Source organism: Pseudomonas sp. N40(2020) (genome assembly GCF_014472415.1).
Lineage (GTDB): Bacteria > Pseudomonadota > Gammaproteobacteria > Pseudomonadales > Pseudomonadaceae > Aquipseudomonas.
On record NZ_JACSZV010000043.1, the window covers coordinates 1 to 18,232 of the forward strand.

General features: G+C 53.1%; 18 protein-coding genes and 3 pseudogenes. 13 read left to right on the plus strand and 8 right to left on the minus strand.

Annotated elements, in window-relative coordinates; all coding sequences use genetic code 11:
* Positions 1 to 128 precede the first annotated feature (128 nt).
* From IAI51_RS22965 to IAI51_RS22975, 4 genes and pseudogenes are all read right to left on the minus strand, one after another.
* Positions 129 to 200: pseudogene (locus IAI51_RS22965) on the minus strand (DUF2256 domain-containing protein); the annotation flags it as partial.
* 87 nt (positions 201 to 287) lie between these two features.
* Positions 288 to 639 (minus strand): annotated as a pseudogene (locus IAI51_RS28035) (GTP cyclohydrolase I).
* A gap of 162 nt (positions 640 to 801) precedes the next feature.
* Positions 802 to 1,362, minus strand: coding sequence for a fasciclin domain-containing protein (locus tag IAI51_RS22970; RefSeq protein ID WP_187680549.1), 561 nt, complete (start codon positions 1,360 to 1,362; stop codon positions 802 to 804).
* A gap of 363 nt (positions 1,363 to 1,725) precedes the next feature.
* On the minus strand, positions 1,726 to 2,631 hold the full coding sequence (locus IAI51_RS22975; protein WP_187680550.1) for an AraC family transcriptional regulator: 906 nt from the start codon (positions 2,629 to 2,631) through the stop codon (positions 1,726 to 1,728).
* Positions 2,632 to 2,739: 108 nt separating this feature from the next.
* Here IAI51_RS22975 and IAI51_RS22980 point away from each other — a divergent pair, with 108 nt between their 5' ends.
* The 3 genes from IAI51_RS22980 to IAI51_RS22990 all read left to right on the plus strand — a co-directional run bounded on the left by IAI51_RS22980 (position 2,740) and on the right by IAI51_RS22990 (position 4,096).
* Positions 2,740 to 3,081: a carboxymuconolactone decarboxylase family protein gene (locus IAI51_RS22980; RefSeq protein WP_187680551.1), complete on the plus strand. Its 342-nt coding sequence runs from the start codon at positions 2,740 to 2,742 to the stop codon at positions 3,079 to 3,081.
* 176 nt (positions 3,082 to 3,257) lie between these two features.
* Complete coding sequence (rclC, locus tag IAI51_RS22985) at positions 3,258 to 3,833, plus strand: reactive chlorine resistance membrane protein RclC (RefSeq protein WP_187680552.1); 576 nt, start codon at positions 3,258 to 3,260, stop codon at positions 3,831 to 3,833.
* A gap of 29 nt (positions 3,834 to 3,862) precedes the next feature.
* The gene (locus IAI51_RS22990) at positions 3,863 to 4,096 is read left to right on the plus strand and encodes a DUF2790 domain-containing protein (protein WP_187680553.1); all 234 of its coding nucleotides are present in this window, start codon (positions 3,863 to 3,865) and stop codon (positions 4,094 to 4,096) included.
* 163 nt (positions 4,097 to 4,259) lie between these two features.
* Here the strand turns inward: IAI51_RS22990 and IAI51_RS22995 are convergent, their stop codons facing one another.
* Both IAI51_RS22995 and IAI51_RS23000 read right to left on the minus strand, forming a co-directional pair.
* Positions 4,260 to 4,454: a cytochrome P460 family protein gene (locus IAI51_RS22995; RefSeq protein WP_316249782.1), complete on the minus strand. Its 195-nt coding sequence runs from the start codon at positions 4,452 to 4,454 to the stop codon at positions 4,260 to 4,262.
* 136 nt (positions 4,455 to 4,590) lie between these two features.
* The gene (locus IAI51_RS23000) at positions 4,591 to 5,367 is read right to left on the minus strand and encodes an alpha/beta fold hydrolase (RefSeq protein WP_187680554.1); all 777 of its coding nucleotides are present in this window, start codon (positions 5,365 to 5,367) and stop codon (positions 4,591 to 4,593) included.
* A 536-nt stretch (positions 5,368 to 5,903) separates the two neighbouring features.
* On the opposite strand from IAI51_RS23000, the gene IAI51_RS23005 reads away from it, so the two are divergent.
* Together IAI51_RS23005 and gorA are read left to right on the plus strand one after the other, a co-directional pair.
* A complete protein-coding gene (locus tag IAI51_RS23005) occupies positions 5,904 to 6,374 on the plus strand; it encodes a chemotaxis protein (protein WP_187680555.1) in 471 nt (156 codons plus the stop codon).
* A 685-nt stretch (positions 6,375 to 7,059) separates the two neighbouring features.
* Positions 7,060 to 8,421 (plus strand): glutathione-disulfide reductase, encoded by a 1,362-nt coding sequence (gene gorA / locus IAI51_RS23010; protein ID WP_187680556.1) that lies wholly within the window; start codon positions 7,060 to 7,062, stop codon positions 8,419 to 8,421.
* Positions 8,422 to 8,446: 25 nt separating this feature from the next.
* On the opposite strand, the gene IAI51_RS23015 is transcribed toward gorA, so the two are convergent.
* Positions 8,447 to 9,379 (minus strand): alpha/beta fold hydrolase, encoded by a 933-nt coding sequence (locus IAI51_RS23015; RefSeq protein ID WP_222944258.1) that lies wholly within the window; start codon positions 9,377 to 9,379, stop codon positions 8,447 to 8,449.
* 334 nt (positions 9,380 to 9,713) lie between these two features.
* Here IAI51_RS23015 and cynR point away from each other — a divergent pair.
* The 4 genes and pseudogenes from cynR (at position 9,714) to IAI51_RS23035 (ending at position 13,393) form a co-directional block, all read left to right on the plus strand.
* Positions 9,714 to 10,598, plus strand: a pseudogene (gene cynR, locus IAI51_RS23020) (transcriptional regulator CynR).
* 135 nt (positions 10,599 to 10,733) lie between these two features.
* A complete protein-coding gene (locus IAI51_RS23025; RefSeq protein WP_187680557.1) occupies positions 10,734 to 11,363 on the plus strand; it encodes a glutathione S-transferase family protein in 630 nt (209 codons plus the stop codon).
* Positions 11,364 to 11,561: 198 nt separating this feature from the next.
* Complete coding sequence (locus IAI51_RS23030) at positions 11,562 to 12,482, plus strand: LysR family transcriptional regulator (RefSeq protein ID WP_187680558.1); 921 nt, start codon at positions 11,562 to 11,564, stop codon at positions 12,480 to 12,482.
* Positions 12,482 to 13,393, plus strand: a complete 912-nt coding sequence (locus IAI51_RS23035; protein ID WP_187680559.1) for a LysR family transcriptional regulator — start codon at positions 12,482 to 12,484, stop codon at positions 13,391 to 13,393. The genes IAI51_RS23030 and IAI51_RS23035 overlap by 1 nt, the downstream gene beginning before the upstream one ends.
* Positions 13,394 to 13,430: 37 nt before the next feature.
* On the opposite strand, the gene IAI51_RS23040 is transcribed toward IAI51_RS23035, so the two are convergent.
* A complete protein-coding gene (locus tag IAI51_RS23040; RefSeq protein ID WP_187680560.1) occupies positions 13,431 to 14,207 on the minus strand; it encodes an alpha/beta fold hydrolase in 777 nt (258 codons plus the stop codon).
* 264 nt (positions 14,208 to 14,471) lie between these two features.
* Here IAI51_RS23040 and IAI51_RS23045 point away from each other — a divergent pair, with 264 nt between their 5' ends.
* The 4 genes from IAI51_RS23045 to IAI51_RS23060 all read left to right on the plus strand — a co-directional run bounded on the left by IAI51_RS23045 (position 14,472) and on the right by IAI51_RS23060 (position 18,214).
* Positions 14,472 to 15,095 (plus strand): DJ-1/PfpI family protein, encoded by a 624-nt coding sequence (locus IAI51_RS23045; RefSeq protein WP_187680561.1) that lies wholly within the window; start codon positions 14,472 to 14,474, stop codon positions 15,093 to 15,095.
* Between the two features lie 41 nt (positions 15,096 to 15,136).
* Positions 15,137 to 15,334 (plus strand): hypothetical protein, encoded by a 198-nt coding sequence (locus IAI51_RS23050; protein ID WP_187680562.1) that lies wholly within the window; start codon positions 15,137 to 15,139, stop codon positions 15,332 to 15,334.
* Positions 15,258 to 15,938, plus strand: coding sequence for a glutathione S-transferase family protein (locus tag IAI51_RS23055; RefSeq protein ID WP_187680563.1), 681 nt, complete (start codon positions 15,258 to 15,260; stop codon positions 15,936 to 15,938). Before IAI51_RS23050 ends, IAI51_RS23055 begins: the two co-directional genes overlap by 77 nt.
* 203 nt (positions 15,939 to 16,141) lie before the next feature.
* Positions 16,142 to 18,214 (plus strand): pyridoxamine 5'-phosphate oxidase family protein, encoded by a 2,073-nt coding sequence (locus tag IAI51_RS23060; RefSeq protein WP_187680564.1) that lies wholly within the window; start codon positions 16,142 to 16,144, stop codon positions 18,212 to 18,214.
* The last annotated feature ends 18 nt before the right edge of the window (positions 18,215 to 18,232 follow it).

Sequence of the window (18,232 nt, forward strand, 5' to 3'; positions counted from 1 at the left end):
GAGCACGAGGCCTGCGGCCTCGCGTTTGAATTCAGTGGAAAAAGAACGACGTTGTTTGGTCATCAGACACCTCTATCTGGCGAGCATTCTCGCCTAAATGGGTGTCCGGTTTCATTAGACCACTACACCCACTTCTTACGCCAAGCGAAAGACAATCCGCAGACCGCACACGCTTTCACCGGTAGTTCACTCTTCTTCAAATCGACTCCCCTGCATCCAGTTTCGCGAACAGTTTATGACCACGCTCCCAGGGCGCTCGCTGCTTTGGTGCAACGATTTTTTTTGCGTTAACCGAGTCGCGCTATCAGTTGCAGGAACTCGTGACGCATAGCGGACGAATCACAAAAGGCGCTCAGCATCAACGAGCTTTGCTTCTCCGCGCCTCGCATCATCATGCACATGTGCTTTTGCCCCAATAGCCACAGCCACACCGGCCGCATAGGCGATTTGCTGAAGGGCGTCGGGAATTTGTGTTGTGAGACTACTTCTGTAAGCGATGGACACAGGTACTGCATCGCCCTGGCCGCGCGCCTGGGGGGGAGCAGGTAGTCCTTCATGCTTAGGGTTCTCGCCAACACCGACGATAACTTCAAGGTAATGCTCGGCTAGGTGAGCAACTGAGCTAACACAGGTTGAGATGTGACGGCGAACAGGGCGCCCAACGCAGTCTTTTACCATAGGAGGGCGGTAGGGCAATCGAGCGATGTATGAGTGTCAGCCACTCGCAGTTTTCTGTCGGTCGCTCAGGTCAGCAGTTAATCCCCGGCGGACATTAGATAATGTCCGCCGGGTTTTCAGCTATTACTTAGGCATCAGCACTGTGTCGACCACATGGATGACGCCGTTGGACTGCATGACGTCAGCAATGCTGATTGCGCTTTTGCCACCTTTGGCGTCCATCACCGATAGTTTTCCATCGTGCGCCATGACGGTGAATGACTCCCCCTGCACGGTTTTCAACATGACCTTGCCGCCATTCATCTTGGCGTCCGCCATCAACTGCTTGGCGGTGTGAGTACCAGCAACCACGTGATACGTCAGTATCTTCGTCAAGTCTGCCTTGTTTTCCGGTTTGACCAGTGTATCTACGGTTCCGGCGGGCAATTTGGCAAAGGCTTCGTTGGTTGGTGCGAACACGGTAAATGGACCTTTACTATTGAGCGTGTCCACGAGGCCGGCGGCCTTGACCGCCGCCACTAGGGTCGTGTGGTCTTTCGAGTTGACGGCATTCTCGACAATGGTCTTGTTCGGATACATGGGGGCACCACCTACCATGACGGGTTCGGCGGCAAAGCTTGGTGACGCAGCAAAAAAGAGGGTAGCGAAGCAGACCGCGGCGATGCGTTGAGCAAGGGTAAGCATGGTACTTCTCCTAGATTCTTCGGTCCTTCGGATGAAGGTGATAAATGTACGGAGCAAGTCCCTGAACGGATGCATCAGGGCGACAATATTTTCCCTTGGGCGATGACCGGTCTGGTCGGCACCCTGATAGGTCCACGTCCAAGATATCCTTGCGAATAAACATGTTTCACTGATTCTTGGAGACCTAGACTCAGTCATAAAGCCACTTGCAAGCGTATTCACACGTCATTTGTGCGGGTGTTAGAGGTGAGCGACGGATTGATTACTAGCCTACGAATGTTGAAGGGTAGCTTTGCCGTATCCTGAGCTGCGCGAGGCTAGTGAATAGTGCCTGTGATCCGGCATATGTAAATGTCGGAGATGTTACATTCCGCGCCTCACTCTCCCCGGCGCTTCACCGTATATCTCCTTGAATTTTTTGCTGAAAGCCGCCTGGGATTGGTACCCGACCTGGGAGGCAATATCACTCAAACCTAAATGTGAGTGGCTAAGCAGGTTGAAAGCCAATTCCATTCGGACTTGGGTCAATAACACCCAAGGCGACACACCGGATACCCGTACGAATGCCCGCATGAATGTTGCACGAGACATGCTCGCGGTTTCGGCAAGAGCATCTACGGTCCACTCGTATGCGGGATCGGCCAACATTGCTTGCCACGCGCGGCCCAGTCGCTTATCGGACAGCAAGGCCAGCGTGCCGGTGTCTTGACCGTGGCTCGCGATGTGCGCGCGTAGGATCAATGTGAACAGCGCTTGGGACAAAGCGTCTAGTAAATAGTGCGCACCGACCTGATCGCTATCTGCTTCACCTCGCAACATTTCGACAAGCGCCGGCAGTGGGGTACTTGTAGGGAGGGCAGCGCTTGGAATTACGAGATGTTCGGGGAGGGCGGCGAATAACATTGATGTGCGATTGTAGTGAAAGCCTCCGCAAAGCATATCCAGGTCAGTACTCACACCTCCAATGCGGTAAAGCGGCAATGTCCCACCGGAAATCAGCCTCGGCGTACTGGGTTCAACCGTTTTCCCAATGCTATGCATAATGTGCGGTGCGCCACGAGGCAAAAGTAAAATGTCTCCTGCTCGCATGGGCAGGCGCTGTCCGTCCGGAAACTCAACTCGACACTCTCCCTCCAGCACAATGTGGTAAGGCGCTTTCCCTAAGATTTCTTGCTCGTGACCTCGAGCCCAATCTCCCTGAAACTGACATCGGAGATCCAAGCTGCCTCGGACGTTAGCCAAGCTGATGAGTTTATCGATCGAATTCATTTGAGAGCTTCGCTTAAAAAATTGAGCGGATCGGACAAACTGACATCTCGCCGCAGGGGAAAACTGAGTCTGTCGAATTACTACACCAACATGCTCAGGAGTCATGCGATGTTCAACAACTGGTCCGAACTACTACCCACCATCCAGAAAGCCTTCGGCTCGCTCGGAAAGAGTAATCCTAAAATGGTAAAGGCTTACATGGCTCTTGGTGAGGCCGCCGCCGAAAACGATGTGCTGGATGCCAAAACTCGTGAGTTGATTGCAATTGCTGTTGCTGTCACCACCCGCTGTGACGGCTGCATCGCCGCCCATGCGGATGCAGCGATCAAAGCTGGAGCAAGCCGCGAAGAAGTGGCGGCCGCATTGGCGACCGCAATCTCTCTCAACGCCGGCGCTGCTTACATCTATTCGTTGCGTACGTTGGAGGCGTATGACTCGCTGAAGAAATAGATCACTGACCCGCACGCGATTGGCCTCGGTACCGCAAGGTATCGAGGCTTTTTTACACCTGCAAGATCTTCAGCAGCATGTTGAGACGATCAAGCAATAAATTGAGCAAGATGCACAAAAATAGCTTTCGGACCCACATCAGACTACCTCCACATTCAAACATTTGGAGAAGCCTCATGCTCACATCTTTTACTGCCTGGCTCCGATTTATCAGCAAAGTCGATACTGTCGGAACGTCACTCATGCGATTGGCTATCGCTATCGTTTTTTTATGGATCGGAGCGCTGAAATTCGTTCCATACGAAGCTGACAGCATCACCCCTTTTGTTGCCAATAGCCCATTCATGTCTTTCTTCTATGAGCACCCCGAAGAATACAAAGCGCACCTCACGCATGAAGGTGAGTTGAACGCAGAGAAGCGTGCTTGGCAGACTGCTAACAACACCTACGGTTTTTCAACCGGCCTCGGAATCGTAGAAATCCTGATCGGTCTGCTTGTCCTTTCAAATTCAATTTCGCGACGTACTGGTCTGTTGGGAGGAGCGCTCGCTTTCGGTACACCGCTGGTAACGCTTAGCTTTTTGATTACCACACCTGAAGCCTGGGTGGGGGCTCTCGGTGATGCGCAACATGGCTTTCCCTATCTGTCGGGGGCAGGTCGTCTGGTGCTCAAAGACGTACTGATGCTAGCCGGCTCTTTACCCGTGATGGCTGACTCCGCGCGTCAATTGCTCCGCGAACGCTCCGCGTAATCACTTCGACCACAACTCGGGAAAACATGATGAAAACCTTAATTGCTTTGTTCTTAACTGTCGTTGCCGGCTCCGTGTTCGCTGCCGAGGGCGCCCAGACTGCACGTACAGGCGTTCCATTGGACGTTGCTAAAACTATCAGCATCACTGATACCTCCTTCGCGTGCGGTATCGTCCCAGTTGAGATGGTTTATGAAGACTCAAAAGGTGAGCGGCATACCGCAACCTACTTGGTGCAGGGCGGGGGATGCATGGGGGGCTAAATACGCTGTGCGTTGCTTTGACAGCACAGCTCTGCATGCTGATTTCACAATCTGCGGGGCGGCGCGAAATACTTTCGGACACTGATTCATATCGGGCGTATTACCTGATAGGTCGTTCGCCGAATTCCGAGGCAAAGAACTCAACATAAAGGACGCCTGGCGATTACTTCCAATATTTTGTGAAGATGAAGTCATCCTGAGGAGGCAATTTTGTATGGCAAGCGAAACAGGTGTTCATGAGCGGCTCACTAGGGTTGGCTTTTCCATTTTCAAACTGGCCGTAACCCCAACCTCCAGTACTTGCGTAGCGCTTTGAGTCTTTAACTTCTATCTGCACATTCGTCGGCTCTCCGGCTATGTATGATTGACAACACTCCTACTCCGGCTCCGCGAATCTGTCGATTGCATCGTCTAGGGCTTCAAGTAAGCATCCGTAGTACGACCGGATGCTCGTTTAATGATGAAGCGGCTCAACTCTAAGCCGCGACTTGTCGTCATTTGGCGTTAGCTGCCTTTTCGATCAAGCTGGCAACGACTTTCGGGTTGGATACCATCACCACATGAGAGGCGCCCTTGACTGCGACGGTTTGCTTGGCGTGTGCCCGCTCGGCCATGAACACCTGGGCTTGTGCAGGGATGTTCTTGTCGGCGGTCCCATAAACGAACCAAGAAGGAATGGTTTTCCAGGCCGGCTCGGTCGATGCTTCGTTTAAGGCGGCGACAGTGACGGGACGTTGAGTCGCCGCCATGACGCGTGCGTCAGCGTTTGAGACGTCCGCCGCAAACTGGTCGTGAAATTTGTCTTGTTGGATATACAGATCCTTACCGCCGTCAGCCAAGGCTACTGGAGGGGCGAGGGTAGGGCCCAGCGTACCGCCTGGGAAACGTCCAGATAATTCTGCGGTGGATTCACCTGCTTCGGGTGCAATGGCTGCGACGAATACCAGCGCTTTAACATTGGTGTTGCCATAAGCCGCTTCGCTGATGACCGGACCACCATACGAATGCCCGACCAGCACAACGGGCGTTTTGATGCTGGCGAGCACGTCGGCGACCGACTGCGCATCACCTTTGAGTGAGCGCAACGGGGTCGACGCTGCGATCACTGGGTAGCCATCTTTTTCCAGAATCTTGACGACGCCATTCCAACTGCTGGAATCGGCGAAAGCGCCATGAACCAATACGACAGTCGGTTTGACCGGCGCAGCCATCGCTGCGGTGGCTGTAACCATTGCGGCCGCTAAGGCCAGGCCTGAGAATAACTTGTTCATCTAGAGTTCCTGTGTGTGACGAAGGTTGACGCAATTCCATCAATTTGTGCCGGGTACAGAATCAGCCCTCCCTTTCGGGTGGGCACGTAGTAAGTCTGTGCAACGATTCAGAACCTTCTTTGCATCATCAAAAAAACGAATTTCATCAAGTTGATGCCTCTGCGGCCGGTTGCAAATCAATGCACTGCGCGGCCCATGGTCTGCCCTAAACAAACCCGGGAGAACGACCAAAAAAGACAATCTACTGTTCCGGTTTTTGAAATGGCCGCGATTATTTCGGTCGGGAGAGGCGTTGCGCTTGAGGGGTTATTGAATTCAAAGCTGATGAAATTCGACGGAATGCGTCCCTGCACAACCTCTAGAGAAGATCCTTTGATTTTCATCGGTTCGCGCAAAACCAATTTAGAGTCCTCGATGCCCTGTAGGCCAGATGCCGATACTCGTTAGCCCGCTCACTCCCAAAGGTTTTTTCTCACTTCTGCCTTCAAGTACTTTTCGCGAACGTCGATACAGCAAAGACAAAAAGGGAGAATCTCATGCAAATCAATGCCGCTGCCCACGCTTCGATTAAAATCATAGAACCCTCAAATGCTGCGAAATCAGTGCCGAGTGACACGTCAGGCGACTCCGACGTACCAGCAGTTACCGAAGGTGTGAAAGTGACTTTGTCCCCCGAGGGGACTGCGAAAGCGTCAAGTGAGACCGACAAAAATGCGGATATCGACGCTAGCAATCTACCGGATGGCGTGAAAAAAATTCTCAAAGCGATAAGAGACATCCAAGAGAAAATTCAAAAGAAAATGGAAGAATTGGATGCCATCAAGAACAATCACTCTCTGAGCGAAAAAGAGCGTGAGGGGAAGGTACAGGGCATTCTCGGGGAGTTAGGTATTCTCACTAGCCAGCTCACTACTACCACGAATGATCTGCACCGCACAGAAAACGAGATGAAGCTCTCGTCTTCGATGAAAAAGCTTTCGAACTCCCTTTCAGCTCCTAGAGATTGACATACACCGCCGCACATGGAGCCTCCACTAACGCCACCGGAAAGCGGTGGGGGTGCAACCTTCTTTCAAGAGACCATCGTCATTAAGAATGGCGTATCACTCACAGCCTTCGACCACGTTGACCCGGTAACGCTCCTCCGCGAGTTCTGACCAGCCAAGCAGGTCGGCCCGCCTCAGGCTTGTCGGCACTCGATTCGGAAGAGACCTCCATCTGCGTATTGCTCTAAATCCTTCCCGAATAGATTGATTGCCTGTTCAGAAGGCTCTACCAACATTGTTTCATCCTGCACAATTAAGCCATGACATCTCTGCTCATTCTCTGAACCCCATTTGTTGGTGAAACTGTTCCCAGAAGCGATCAACTATTGGAGTTGTCGCAGCGTTCTCCATTAATGGGAGATTCCAATGTTCGGCACTCATCAATCCTGTCCTGGCGTCTCCCATCCGGATACCTCAATGGTGCTTCATCGTGAGCACGAAGCCGGCTTCTTGCTTCCCCAATTCATGGGAGGCTTGGCAAGTGAGACCAGCGGATTAGGCATGACTGATTTGTGCCAACCGCAATCAGGCGGAGGTTTGTTTTCGAGGCTTTGTACCTCACTGATGCATTCGCTGAAGCTCCGGTCGTTATCCCTCAAATGAAATTGGACAGCCGGGCGCTGTGCATTCCCTACAGAGAACTGAAATGAGCTACGACTTCGATCTATTTGTCATTGGTGCCGGCTCGGGTGGAGTGCGTGCTGCAAGGTTTGCAGCAGATTTTGGTGCAAAAGTAGCGGTTGCCGAAAGTCGATACTTAGGCGGCACGTGTGTGAATGTCGGCTGCGTTCCAAAAAAACTGTTGGTTTACAGTGCCCATTTTTCTGACGACTTCGAACAGGCCGAAAGCTTCGGCTGGACAGCGGGCAAGGCGAATTTCGACTGGTCATCGCTTATTGCGAACAAGAACCGTGAGATCGATCGTCTCAATGGCATCTACCGTAAGCTTTTGATTAATAGCGGCGTCACGTTGCTCGAAGGCCATGCGCGATTAGCAGATGCGAACCATGTTGATGTAAATGGCCAGCGTTTCAGCGCTGAGCGGATTTTGATTGCGACTGGCGGTTGGCCGCGGATCCCGGAGATTCCGGGACACGAGTATGCGATCACTTCGAATGAAGCATTCTTCCTGGAAGAGTTGCCTAAGCGAATCCTGGTGGTCGGCGGTGGTTACATTGCCGTCGAATTCGCCGGCATTTTCAACGGGCTAGGAGCTGATACTCGGCTGCTGTACCGAGGCGATATGTTTTTGCGAGGATTCGATCAGTCGGTTCGTACTCATCTGGCAGAGGAGTTGACTAAGCGCGGGTTGCGATTAGATTTCAACACTGACGTTGTCCGAATTGATAAGCAGCCAGACGGAAGTTTGCTAGCGACGCTTCAGGATGGAACGCAGCTCGAAACTGATAGCATCTTCTACGCTACTGGTCGAAGGCCTATGCTCGATAGTCTTGGGCTGGAAAACACGCGCGTCGAACTCACCGAGGCTGGCTATATTGACGTGAATGAGCACTTTGAAACTCGCGAGCCTTCCATATTGGCTCTGGGTGATGTCATTGGCGGTGTCCAGTTGACACCCGTTGCGACAGCAGAGGGCATGGCAGTTGCCCGTCGGTTGTTCAAACCTGAGCAATATCGTCCGGTCGATTATCGGCACATTCCGACCGCTGTGTTCAGTCAGCCGAACATAGGCACGGTGGGGCTTACCGAACAGCAAGCCGTTGATCTGGGCCACAAAGTAGTTGTGTTCGAGAGCAGGTTCCGCCCTATGAAATTGACTCTCACCGAGTCGTCAGAACAGACGCTGATGAAGCTGGTAGTGGACGCAGAATCTGATCGAGTGCTGGGATGCCACATGGTCGGTCCGGACGCGGGGGATATCATTCAGGGCTTAGCGATTGCTCTTAAGGCGGGTGCCACCAAACGACTTTTTGATGACACTATTGGCGTTCATCCGACCTCCGCAGAAGAGTTCGTTACCCTCCGTACGGCGGTGAGCAGCAGGTGACTGATCAGGTCAGGGTGCGCTTTTTTCATTTTTGCTTGATCAGGAATTTTCGAGTGAGGTTCGCGACGTCTTCCAGCCGGGTGTCCATAACGAAATGTCCCCCGTCGAGAATCGCAATCTCTGCATTGGGCAAGTCCCTGCGAAAAGCTTCAGCGCCCGCAACGGTAAAGGCCAAATCATGCTTGCCCCAGATAACCAGTGTGGGTAGCTGATGTTCACGCAGCCATTTCTGCCACGCCGGGTAGGCATCGATATTGGTGCGATAGTCGTAGATCAGTGCCATTTGAATCGCGCCTTCACCGGGGCGGTTGAGGAATGCCACTTCGTCCTGCCATAAATCGGGGTTGTACGCTGTGACGTCTGGATCGCTGCCGACATGCCGCTGTCGGGTTACGTCCAGGGACAAATGAGCAGCCTGAAACTTGGCCTCATAAGCACCACGATCCGCCCAGTAGGCTTTGCGGCTGTCCCACATCTTGCCCAAACCTTCTGCATAGACATTGCCATTTTGGAACACCATTGAAGTCACGGCTTCCGGCCTTGCCATCGCTAATCGCATACCAACGGGAGCGCCGTAGTCTTGCATAAACAAGCTGTACCGTTTGAGCCCGACTGCGTCTGTGAAGTGCTCCATCACCTTTGCAAGGTGATCAAATGTGTAGACGAACTTGTCTGGTGGGGGCGCATCGCTGTTACCGAAGCCTGGGTAGTCCGGAGCAATGAGGTGGAAACGGTTACCCAATTGCTTCATGAGATCGTCGTACATGCGAGACGAGCTGGGCACTCCATGAAGGAGTAATACGGAGGGGGCGCTCGGATCGCCAATTTCTCGATAGGCAATATTTACGCCATCGACCATCACTTGGCGATACTTCATTTTTGGCGTTTCTGCTTGGGCGTGTCCGAGGCCCAAAAGCATCGTCAAAACGAGAAAGGAGAGGTATTTAAGTAAGGGCATCACCGGTACTCCAGTGGTTGCAGAGCTAATCTGCGGAGAGGTTTGGTCTGCGCGTTGATGTTGTTTTGCGCTGTATCCAATACTCGATAAACCACTGAATCTGAGGAATGACTAATAATGACAATGCGGTATTTCACCTGGTGAAAGAATCATGAGGACGGGAGTACTCTAATGCCAAAACAGAGCTGGGCATCTGCGCGGCAGCGGTGCTCACGGAAGGTCCATTCCATTTTGGGAGACTCGGTTGAGAAAAATAAGCTGATACCTGCTCTGCCAATCGCTGCGCAACGGTCAGAGATACAATGCATTACGAACCCAATCTTGCGGTGATCCAATGCTTCTAAGACATTTGCGGTATCTGTTGGCAGTAGCTGACCACGGTGGTTTCACCCGAGCCGCAGAAGTCCTTCATGTGTCTCAGCCGACACTGTCGCAGCAGATACGGCAGCTGGAAGAAACGCTTGGCGTCAGCCTTTTTGACCGAACATCCCGGACTGTCAGACCCACAGATGCTGGGCTCGCCTACATCGAATGCGCCCGGCGCGTACTGGTAGAGCTGGCGGCGGGTAAACGGGCATTGCACGACGTGAAAGACTTGTCCCGTGGCACGTTACGGCTTGCCATGGCCCCAACCTTCATGGCGTACGTCTTAGGTCCACTAGTGCGTGATTACATCTCCCAATTCCCGAACATTCGCTTAGAGATTTTCGAGTTGTCGATGGGCGACATCGAAACGGGATTGGTCGATGACTCGCTGGATATAGCTGTTGCATTTGACCAAGTGAGAAACGCCGATATCGAATCAATCCCGGCCTTCGTCGAGACGCTCGGTCTGATGGTTGGGCGCGCTCACCCACTCTATGACTGCCAGGAAGCACTCACGACGGGCCAGTTAGCTCAACTGGATTTTGCTTTGCTGACCCCTGACTTCGCTACGCGCATTTGTATCGATGAGTACTTCACCAAAGCGAAGATCACGCCCAAGGTGACGATTTAGGTCAACTCCGTAAACACGTTGCTTGAAGTCATTCGAAACACCGCGGTCGCCACCATTCTTCCTGAACCCATCGCCACGCAGGATCGCGCTCTGCATAAGCTAGCCTTGATCGATAAGGCGCCTCAACGGGGAGTGTCGATTCTAAGGCGAAAAAATAACTACCACAGTGCCGCGTCGGTCGCATTCATGAATTTGATGCTTGGATCCGCGGCAGTGGACTGAGAATAGGGTGCTGACCATTACGCCCAGTGAAATGCTGGATTGTAAATAATGGTAATTCCTCTGTTTGGTAGGGGAGAGCAAGATGACTCCATCGACACGATCACCGGGTCGAATCCAGAACAGCCGGAGTACGTCATGTCCCAACAACCAATCAAGCTTTATCGTCATCCATTGTCTGGCCACGCGCATCGTGTCGAATTGATGCTCTCACTGCTCGGCCAGCCAACAGAATTGATATTTGTGGATCTGATGAAGGGCGCGCACAAAATGCCCGAATTCCTAGCGCTCAACAGCTTCGGCCAAGTACCGGTGATCGATGATAACGGCACCGTTCTAGCTGACTCGAACGCCATTCTGGTCTATCTCGCTGCTAAATACGGCAACGGTGAGTGGCTGCCCACTGATCCTGTAGCGCAAGCAAAAGTACAACGCTGGCTGTCCGTTGCCGCCGGGCAGATCAACTCAGGCCCCGCTACCGCTCGACTGATCACGGTGTTCGGTGCCGGTTACAATGCGGAGGATGCGATCAGCAAGTCCCACACCCTGTTGACGGTGATGGAGCAAGAGTTGGGTAAAAGCAAATTCCTGGCTGGCGACAAACCGACCGTTGCAGATGTCGCAGCCTACACCTACGTCTCCCATGCTCCAGAAGGCAATGTTGCACTGACTGACTATCCTAACGTTCGGGCCTGGTTGAGCAGTATCGAGGCATTGCCAAATTTCGTAGGTATGCAGCGTACTGCCAAGGGTTTGCAACAAGCTTGATCCAGCGGCCGGAGCTACCCGGGAAAAATTCCGGGTAGTCTTCGCTCATTCAACTACGATCTCTTCGAATTTTCGCCTGTCGCACTAGTCATCTGGATAGGGTTTGCACTAGTCGCTCTAGGCGACACTTTTTTGCATCTACGTCTGCTCGCTCTCGCGATCAGATCTTGCTGTCCCTACACCACGGCTGAGTCGCCTATGGATCGCTTTCAGGAAATGCAGATATTCATGACGGTGGCCGAAGAAGAAGGTTTTGCGGCCGCCGCCCGTCGTTTGAATATTTCTCCCCCCAGCGTTACCCGTGCCATTGCTGCTATGGAGGAACGCATCGGCACTCAGTTGCTTTCACGCACAACTCGTAGCTTGCACTTGACTGAGGCAGGGCAACGGTATCTTGATGATTGTCGGCGAATACTCGGTGAGGTCAATGAAGCGGAGGAAGCTGCTGCCGGCAGCTACTCAATTCCGTGTGGGCACCTGACGGTGACAGCTCCCGTGCTTTTTGGTGAGTTGTACATTGCGCCTTTGCTGGCTGAGTATCTGGATCAATTTCCTTCTGTACATCTCAACGCGTTACTGGTTGACCGCGTGACAAGCATGGTTGATGAAGGTATCGATGTGGCGATCCGTATTGGCCATCTGCACGAGAATAATCAGCACGGTATCAAAGTTGGCGAGGTGCGCCAGGTAATTTGTGGCGCCCCCAAGTATTTCGAGGAATTCGGCAGACCCCGCCATCCTGGAGAATTAGGTTCTGCCAAAATCGTTATGTCTTCCGCGAGCCATTTGTTGAGCGATTGGCAATTTGAGAATGAAGGAAATGCACTCAGCTTTCGTTTCGATCCGCGGCTAGTCGTTACCGCAAATCAAGCTGCCATCAATATTGCTTGTCTGGGCTGGGGTGTGACACGCGTGTTGTCCTACCAGGTGGCTAGTCAAGTAGCCGCCGGTGAACTGGAGGTGGTACTCCAAGATTTTGAACCGCCCGCTTTGCCCATCCAGGTCGTTTACCTCAAGAGTAACCGCGTACCAGCGAAGATACGTACGTTCGTGGATTTCCTCACGGAGCGTCTGGGACGTGATACGGCGCTTCGACCTACTATGAAAAGCGCGCTCTAATGGACCGCTTTCATGAAATGCTTATGTTTGAAGCGCTCTCAGAGCGGCCAAGCCTGGCGGCAGCTGCGCGCCGCCTGAACGTTTCTGGCCCGACAGTCGTTCGCGCGATTGCCCGATTGGAGGCGCGCCTAGGGGTGCAGCTATTGCAACGAAGCACTCGTGGAGTTTCGTTGACTGAGTCGGGTGCTGCTTTTATGGCTGATTGCTCCCGCATCCTCAAAGAAATCGAAGACGCAGAAGCATCAGCTAAAGGCCTTCATGTTCAGGCTCAGGGTAATCTGACTGTATTGCTTCCACTCCTTTTCAGCCGCTATGTAATGACGCCTTTGCTTGCGAATTACATGGAGTTTTATCCCGAAGTCAGAGTATTCGCCCATTATCATGATCGTTTTCCGAACATGAACGAGGAAGGGCTTGACGTGGCCGTGCTGGTGGGGAATTTGCCCAGTTCTTCGTTGATCGCCAGGCCTGTTGGCTTCGTTCGTACGATCGTTTGTGGCAGTCCTGCCTATCTCGAAGTCCATGGTGTGCCCGCCGAGCCTGAGGATCTTAAAAGTCACCGGCTGATTGGCATTCAAGCTTATCGGGAGAAGATCAACTGGGATTTTTCCAACCAAGGCTTTCAATCCACCATTAAGGCCCGATCACGCGTCAGCTGCACCACCGTTCAATCTGCCATCGATGCGGCGGCTCATGGCGCGGGGCTTACGCGCTGCCTCAGTTATCCCGCCTACGATTATTTAAATGGCGGTCGGTTGCGCAGGGTGTTGCAACCTTTCGAACTGCCAGCGCTTCCAGTTCATGTCGTTTACCGAGAAGGGCGTAGAGCTTCAATGAGAGTGCGCAGTTTTGTCGACCACATTGTCGAGGGCCTGCGCGAACATCCGGCAATGTTGCCGGATGTTCATTGAGCGTGCGGCGATCCCGGACTGAGGTCGCCGACGAGCTTCATTTGGCGTTCGCTGCCTTTTCGATCAGGCTGGCGACGACTTTGGGATTGGACACCATCACAACGTGCGACGCGCCTTTAACTACGACGGTCTGCTTGGAGTGCGCTCGTTCAGCCATAAAGGCTTGGGCTTGTGCTGGGATGTTCTTATCAGCGTCGCCGTAGACAAACCAGGAAGGGATGGTTTTCCAGGCCGGCTCTGTGGATGCTTCATTGAGTGCTGCAACCGTAACGGGACGTTGAGTCGCAGCCATCAATTTGGCGTCTGCGTTGGAAACGTCGGCTGCGAACTGGTCGTGGAATTTGTCTTGTTGGATATACAGATCCTTACCGCCGTCAGCCAAGGCTACTGGGGGGGCGAGGGTAGGGCCCAGCGTGCCACCCGGGAAACGTCCAGATAACTCTGCGGTGGACTCACCTGCTTCGGGTGCAATAGCGGCGACGTATACCAGTGCTTTGACATTGGCATTGCCGTAAGCCGCTTCGCTGATGACCGGACCACCATAGGAGTGCCCAACCAACACGACCGGCGTTTTGATGCTGGCGAGCACGTCGGCGACCGACTGCGCGTCACCTTTGAGTGAGCGCAGCGGGTTCGAGGCTGCGATCACTGGATAGCCATCTTTTTCCAGAATTTTGACGACGCCATTCCAACTGCTCGAATCGGCGAAAGCTCCGTGTACGAGCACGACAGTCGGTTTGACCGGCGCGGCCATCGCTGCGGTGGCTGTAACCATCGCGGCCGCTAAGGCCAGACCTGCGAATATCTTTTTCATCTGATGTTCCTGTGCAAACGGGAGATGGGTGGTGGAGCGACAGGAATATTTAGAACGCTAGCTGTGTCCCGTATGTGTCCGGTTTTCCAGCGCTATGCATGGAAACGTGTCTGATACGGCCTTTGTTACAAACCGATACAAACGTCCCCCAGCATTTCAGCAGGCGAAACATTGGATTGTGTTTTGTGTTCGTTCTCACCAAAGCGATTAAAGCGGAGCATGCGTTTCAAGCACTTTATTAAACGCCTGACCGCGGAGACAACAATGAAACGAGTACTCATGCTGTTAGCCAACGGTGTAGAACCAATGGAAATGGCGGCCTTCACTGACGTGCTCGGTTGGGCCGATTTGCTCGGTGATTGTCCTCTTGAGTTAGTGAATGCAGGCCTTCGCAAAAAAATCATCACCACATTTGGTCTCGCGCTTAATCCGAGCTTTCTGCTCCGTGATCTAGACGTGAGTAGCTTTGATGCACTGGCTTTGCCGGGTGGTTTTGAACCTGCAGGATTCTATGAGGAAGCTCTTAGTGAGCCTTTTCTTGAAACCATTCGACAATTCGTTGAAGCCGGCAAACCCGTCGCCAGCGTCTGCGTGTCATCGGTGTGTTTGGGGGTGGCAGGCGTGTTACGTGGCAAGCATGCAACCACCTATCACCAAGAGGGAGGAAAAAGGAAAAACCAGTTAGTGGAAAGCGGCGCTCTCTTCGTAGATCGACCAGTCGTTGTTCACGACAACATCATTACTTCCAGCGGTCCTGGTACCGCCACAGAAGTCGCTTTTTTGCTGCTGGAAAAACTAACCAGTTCAGAAAACGCGACTTATATCCGTCAAAAAATGCGTTTCGCTACACCCGATCGTGATTGGTACGACGCGCCGCAAGTAGCCTAGCCCCACTGAGTATTCTGTATCGACTTTCTGGAGGCAATTGTATGGCTGACACCGCACTCATCCTCGCTGATATTCAGAACGACTTTTTTTCCGGTGGAAAATGGGAACTCAATTCGAATATCTGTCCTGGTTTTCCCGTCGATGTGTTCAGAGGTTATACCGATGTCAAAACCATCCGAAGTATTGGACTACTACTACTGGCCAACACCGAACGGGCAAAAGGTGGCGATTTTTCTTGAAGAATCTGGTCGACCCTATACAGCCCACCCGGTCGATATCAGTAAGGGCGAACAGTTTTCTCTCAGTTACACACGACTTTCACCAAACCAACGCATACCCGCAATTGTAGATAATGAAGTTGGCGTATCGGTTTTTGAGTCGGGCGCGATTTTGCTTTACTTGGCTCAACATCGAGGTCAATTTTTTCCAAAGGATTCGACAGGGGCGGCGTCGGTTCTACAGTGGCTATTCTGGCAGGCTGCCAGTCTCGGACCGATACTCGGGCAAGCAGTGTTTTTTTTAAACTACGCCTCCGAGCATGTACCGCTTGCCGTAGAGCGATTCAGTAAAGAGACCGAGCGACTTTATAGAGTGATGGAGCAGCAGTTGAGCCATCAACCTTTCATTGCAGGTGAATACTCGATCGCTGACATGGCGATTTACCCATGGTTGCTGCAACACGAGAAGCAAGGCATGAAATTGGATACCTATCCGCACATTGCCGCCTGGCTTGCGAAAATTACTACCCGGCCAGCGGTGATCCGTGCCTACGCTAAAGGAGAGGAAATTCGCCCATCAGGGCAAACCGATCAGGACAGGAAGAAGCTTTACAAGCTGTCGTAAGCAGCGTCACGGCGACTGAAGTAAATGATGTAAAGGCGCGCGGGACGCTGTTGTGTCTCGCAGATCCGTGCAGCGCTCCGGCCTGCAAGGCGTTGCATTGAGGGTGTCGGTAGCTGCGTAGCTAGACGCATCACTGGTGAATCAATCAATAGACGCTGGGTGGCGAGTGAATTGCACCTGTTTACGAATACGTAGAGGTGATCATGAATAAAACGAACGAGCCGGGCTCTTCACCCTGGCACGCTGGTGAGCGGCAGTTGCAAGAAAGTGTCGGCGTGGCGCAGCAGATGGAGCAATTTGGGCGAAAGGTTGTTCGCGACTACATGCCGGATCAGCATCGCTCGTTCTACAGCCAGCTTCCTTATCTAGTGTTGGGTGCGGTTGACGAAAAAGGCATTCCTTGGGCGACGTTGATAGAAGGCCCTCCAGGGTTCGTTCACTCACCCGATCCACGCATTTTGCAACTCGACCGCCTCCCCGCAGAGGGTGACCCAGTCAAAGCAGCTTTGGTAACGGGTGCCGCAGTCGGGCTGCTGGGCATCGATTTGAAGACCCGAAGGCGCAATCGAATGAATGGCAACATCAGTACCGCCTTATCTGGCGGTATTGCCGTTTCTGTCGTGCACGCTTTCGGCAACTGTCCGCAATACATCCAGTTGCGGAGCGTAGAACCGGTCAGCGTTGGTCGGCCCTCATCCAATGTTGCAGCGGAATGCTTAAGCGAATTGGACGAGGCCGCAAGAGAGATGATTCGCAAGGCCGATACCTTCTTCCTCGCCAGCTACATCGACCTCGAAGGAGATTCATCCAGGCGCTCGGTAGACGTCTCGCACCGCGGAGGTAACCCCGGCTTTGTCAGGGTCCAAGGCAATGTTCTGACGATTCCCGATTTCGCTGGCAATCTGCATTTCAATACATTGGGCAACTTGTTGCTCAATCCTAAGGCTGGATTGGTCTTTGTCGATTTCTCGTCAGGTAATGTGCTTCAGGTGGCAGGGCGCACTGAGATTATTCTTGAGGGGCCGGAAGTCGCAGCATTCCAAGGGGCGGAAAGACTCTGGACTTTAACGGTAGAGCATGTCGTTAGAAGGGTAGGCGTGCTGGCCCTGCGCTGGGCGCTTGAAGGTTTCTCGCCTAATAGTCTGATGACCGGCAGCTGGGAAAAAGCAGAAGGCCGCTTAAAGGCCGATGCACTACGCGACCAATGGCGGCATCTGCGCGTGACCCGTATCGTTGAAGAGAGCAGCACCATCAGTTCTTTTTATCTGGAACCTGACGATGGGGCAGGATTGCCGCGCTTTGAGGCTGGCCAACATTTACCCGTACGGTTTCACCTGGCTGAAGGACAGCCACCTCTGGTCCGAACTTACAGTGTGTCGAGCGCACCTTCTGACACTTTCTTCCGGATCAGTGTCAAGCGTGACGGGTTGGTTTCGTCGCACTTGCACAACCAGATTCGGGTGGGGGATCTCATTGAAGCTCGTGCCCCCCAAGGTCGTTTCACAGTGCACGCCGATGAGCATCGGCCATTGGTTCTATTGGCCGCTGGCGTTGGGGTCACGCCGTTGCTGTCGATGCTGCGCGAAGTCATCTATGAAGGAGAGCGAATCCGTCGCACTCGGCCGACCTGGTTCATTCAAAGCGCGCGTAGTCTGGCGGAGCTGGCATTTCGCGATGAACTGTTTGAACTGGCGACCCGTGCAAAAGACAAGATTCGCGCATTGCGACTTCTAAGTCAGCCGGAGCAACACGCTCGCGAGGGCGAAGACTTCGAATTAGCTGGACGTGTAGACGTAGCTTTACTCAAAGCGCTGTTGCCCTTGGATGATTATGACTTTTACTTGTGCGGTCCGGGCGCCTTCACCCAGGCTCTATACGATGGGCTACGAGAACTACGCATTGGCGATGATCGCATTCACGCCGAAACATTCGGGCCTTCGACTCTGGTTCGATTACGCGATCAGTTGACCCCGGCGGTAGAGCAAGTTCTGCCAGCCAGTGGACCGGTTAAAGTGCTGTTCGCGACTTCTGCGAAAGAGGCCCGTTGGGAACCAGGAAACGGCAGTCTGTTGGAGCTGGCTGAAAGTCGTGGTCTGAATCCGGACTTCAGTTGCCGCGGCGGGTCATGTGGGACTTGTCGTACAAAATTGATCAGTGGCGAAGTGCACTATTTGAACTTGCCCGCTGAAATGCCGGCGCAGGGAGAGGTCTTGATTTGCTGCGCAGTACCAGCGCAAAGCAAGGAGGGCGACGCCCCCCTGGTTTTGGATCTGTGACATGAACGCCTTCTCTAT

Coding starts and splice junctions, on each gene's coding strand:
- rclC (WP_187680552.1), top strand. CDS start 3,258: ATGCTCACATCTTTTACTGCCTGGCTCCGATTTATCAGCAAAGTCGAT.
- IAI51_RS22990 (WP_187680553.1), top strand. CDS start 3,863: ATGAAAACCTTAATTGCTTTGTTCTTAACTGTCGTTGCCGGCTCCGTG.
- IAI51_RS23055 (WP_187680563.1), top strand. CDS start 15,258: ATGTCAAAACCATCCGAAGTATTGGACTACTACTACTGGCCAACACCG.
- IAI51_RS23025 (WP_187680557.1), top strand. CDS start 10,734: ATGTCCCAACAACCAATCAAGCTTTATCGTCATCCATTGTCTGGCCAC.
- IAI51_RS22975 (WP_187680550.1), bottom strand. CDS start 2,631: ATGAATTCGATCGATAAACTCATCAGCTTGGCTAACGTCCGAGGCAGC.
- gorA (WP_187680556.1), top strand. CDS start 7,060: ATGAGCTACGACTTCGATCTATTTGTCATTGGTGCCGGCTCGGGTGGA.
- IAI51_RS23015 (WP_222944258.1), bottom strand. CDS start 9,379: ATGCCCTTACTTAAATACCTCTCCTTTCTCGTTTTGACGATGCTTTTG.
- IAI51_RS23005 (WP_187680555.1), top strand. CDS start 5,904: ATGCAAATCAATGCCGCTGCCCACGCTTCGATTAAAATCATAGAACCC.
- IAI51_RS23000 (WP_187680554.1), bottom strand. CDS start 5,367: ATGAACAAGTTATTCTCAGGCCTGGCCTTAGCGGCCGCAATGGTTACA.
- IAI51_RS23030 (WP_187680558.1), top strand. CDS start 11,562: ATGGATCGCTTTCAGGAAATGCAGATATTCATGACGGTGGCCGAAGAA.
- IAI51_RS23060 (WP_187680564.1), top strand. CDS start 16,142: ATGAATAAAACGAACGAGCCGGGCTCTTCACCCTGGCACGCTGGTGAG.
- IAI51_RS23035 (WP_187680559.1), top strand. CDS start 12,482: ATGGACCGCTTTCATGAAATGCTTATGTTTGAAGCGCTCTCAGAGCGG.
- IAI51_RS23050 (WP_187680562.1), top strand. CDS start 15,137: ATGGCTGACACCGCACTCATCCTCGCTGATATTCAGAACGACTTTTTT.
- IAI51_RS22980 (WP_187680551.1), top strand. CDS start 2,740: ATGTTCAACAACTGGTCCGAACTACTACCCACCATCCAGAAAGCCTTC.
- IAI51_RS22970 (WP_187680549.1), bottom strand. CDS start 1,362: ATGCTTACCCTTGCTCAACGCATCGCCGCGGTCTGCTTCGCTACCCTC.
- IAI51_RS23045 (WP_187680561.1), top strand. CDS start 14,472: ATGAAACGAGTACTCATGCTGTTAGCCAACGGTGTAGAACCAATGGAA.
- IAI51_RS23040 (WP_187680560.1), bottom strand. CDS start 14,207: ATGAAAAAGATATTCGCAGGTCTGGCCTTAGCGGCCGCGATGGTTACA.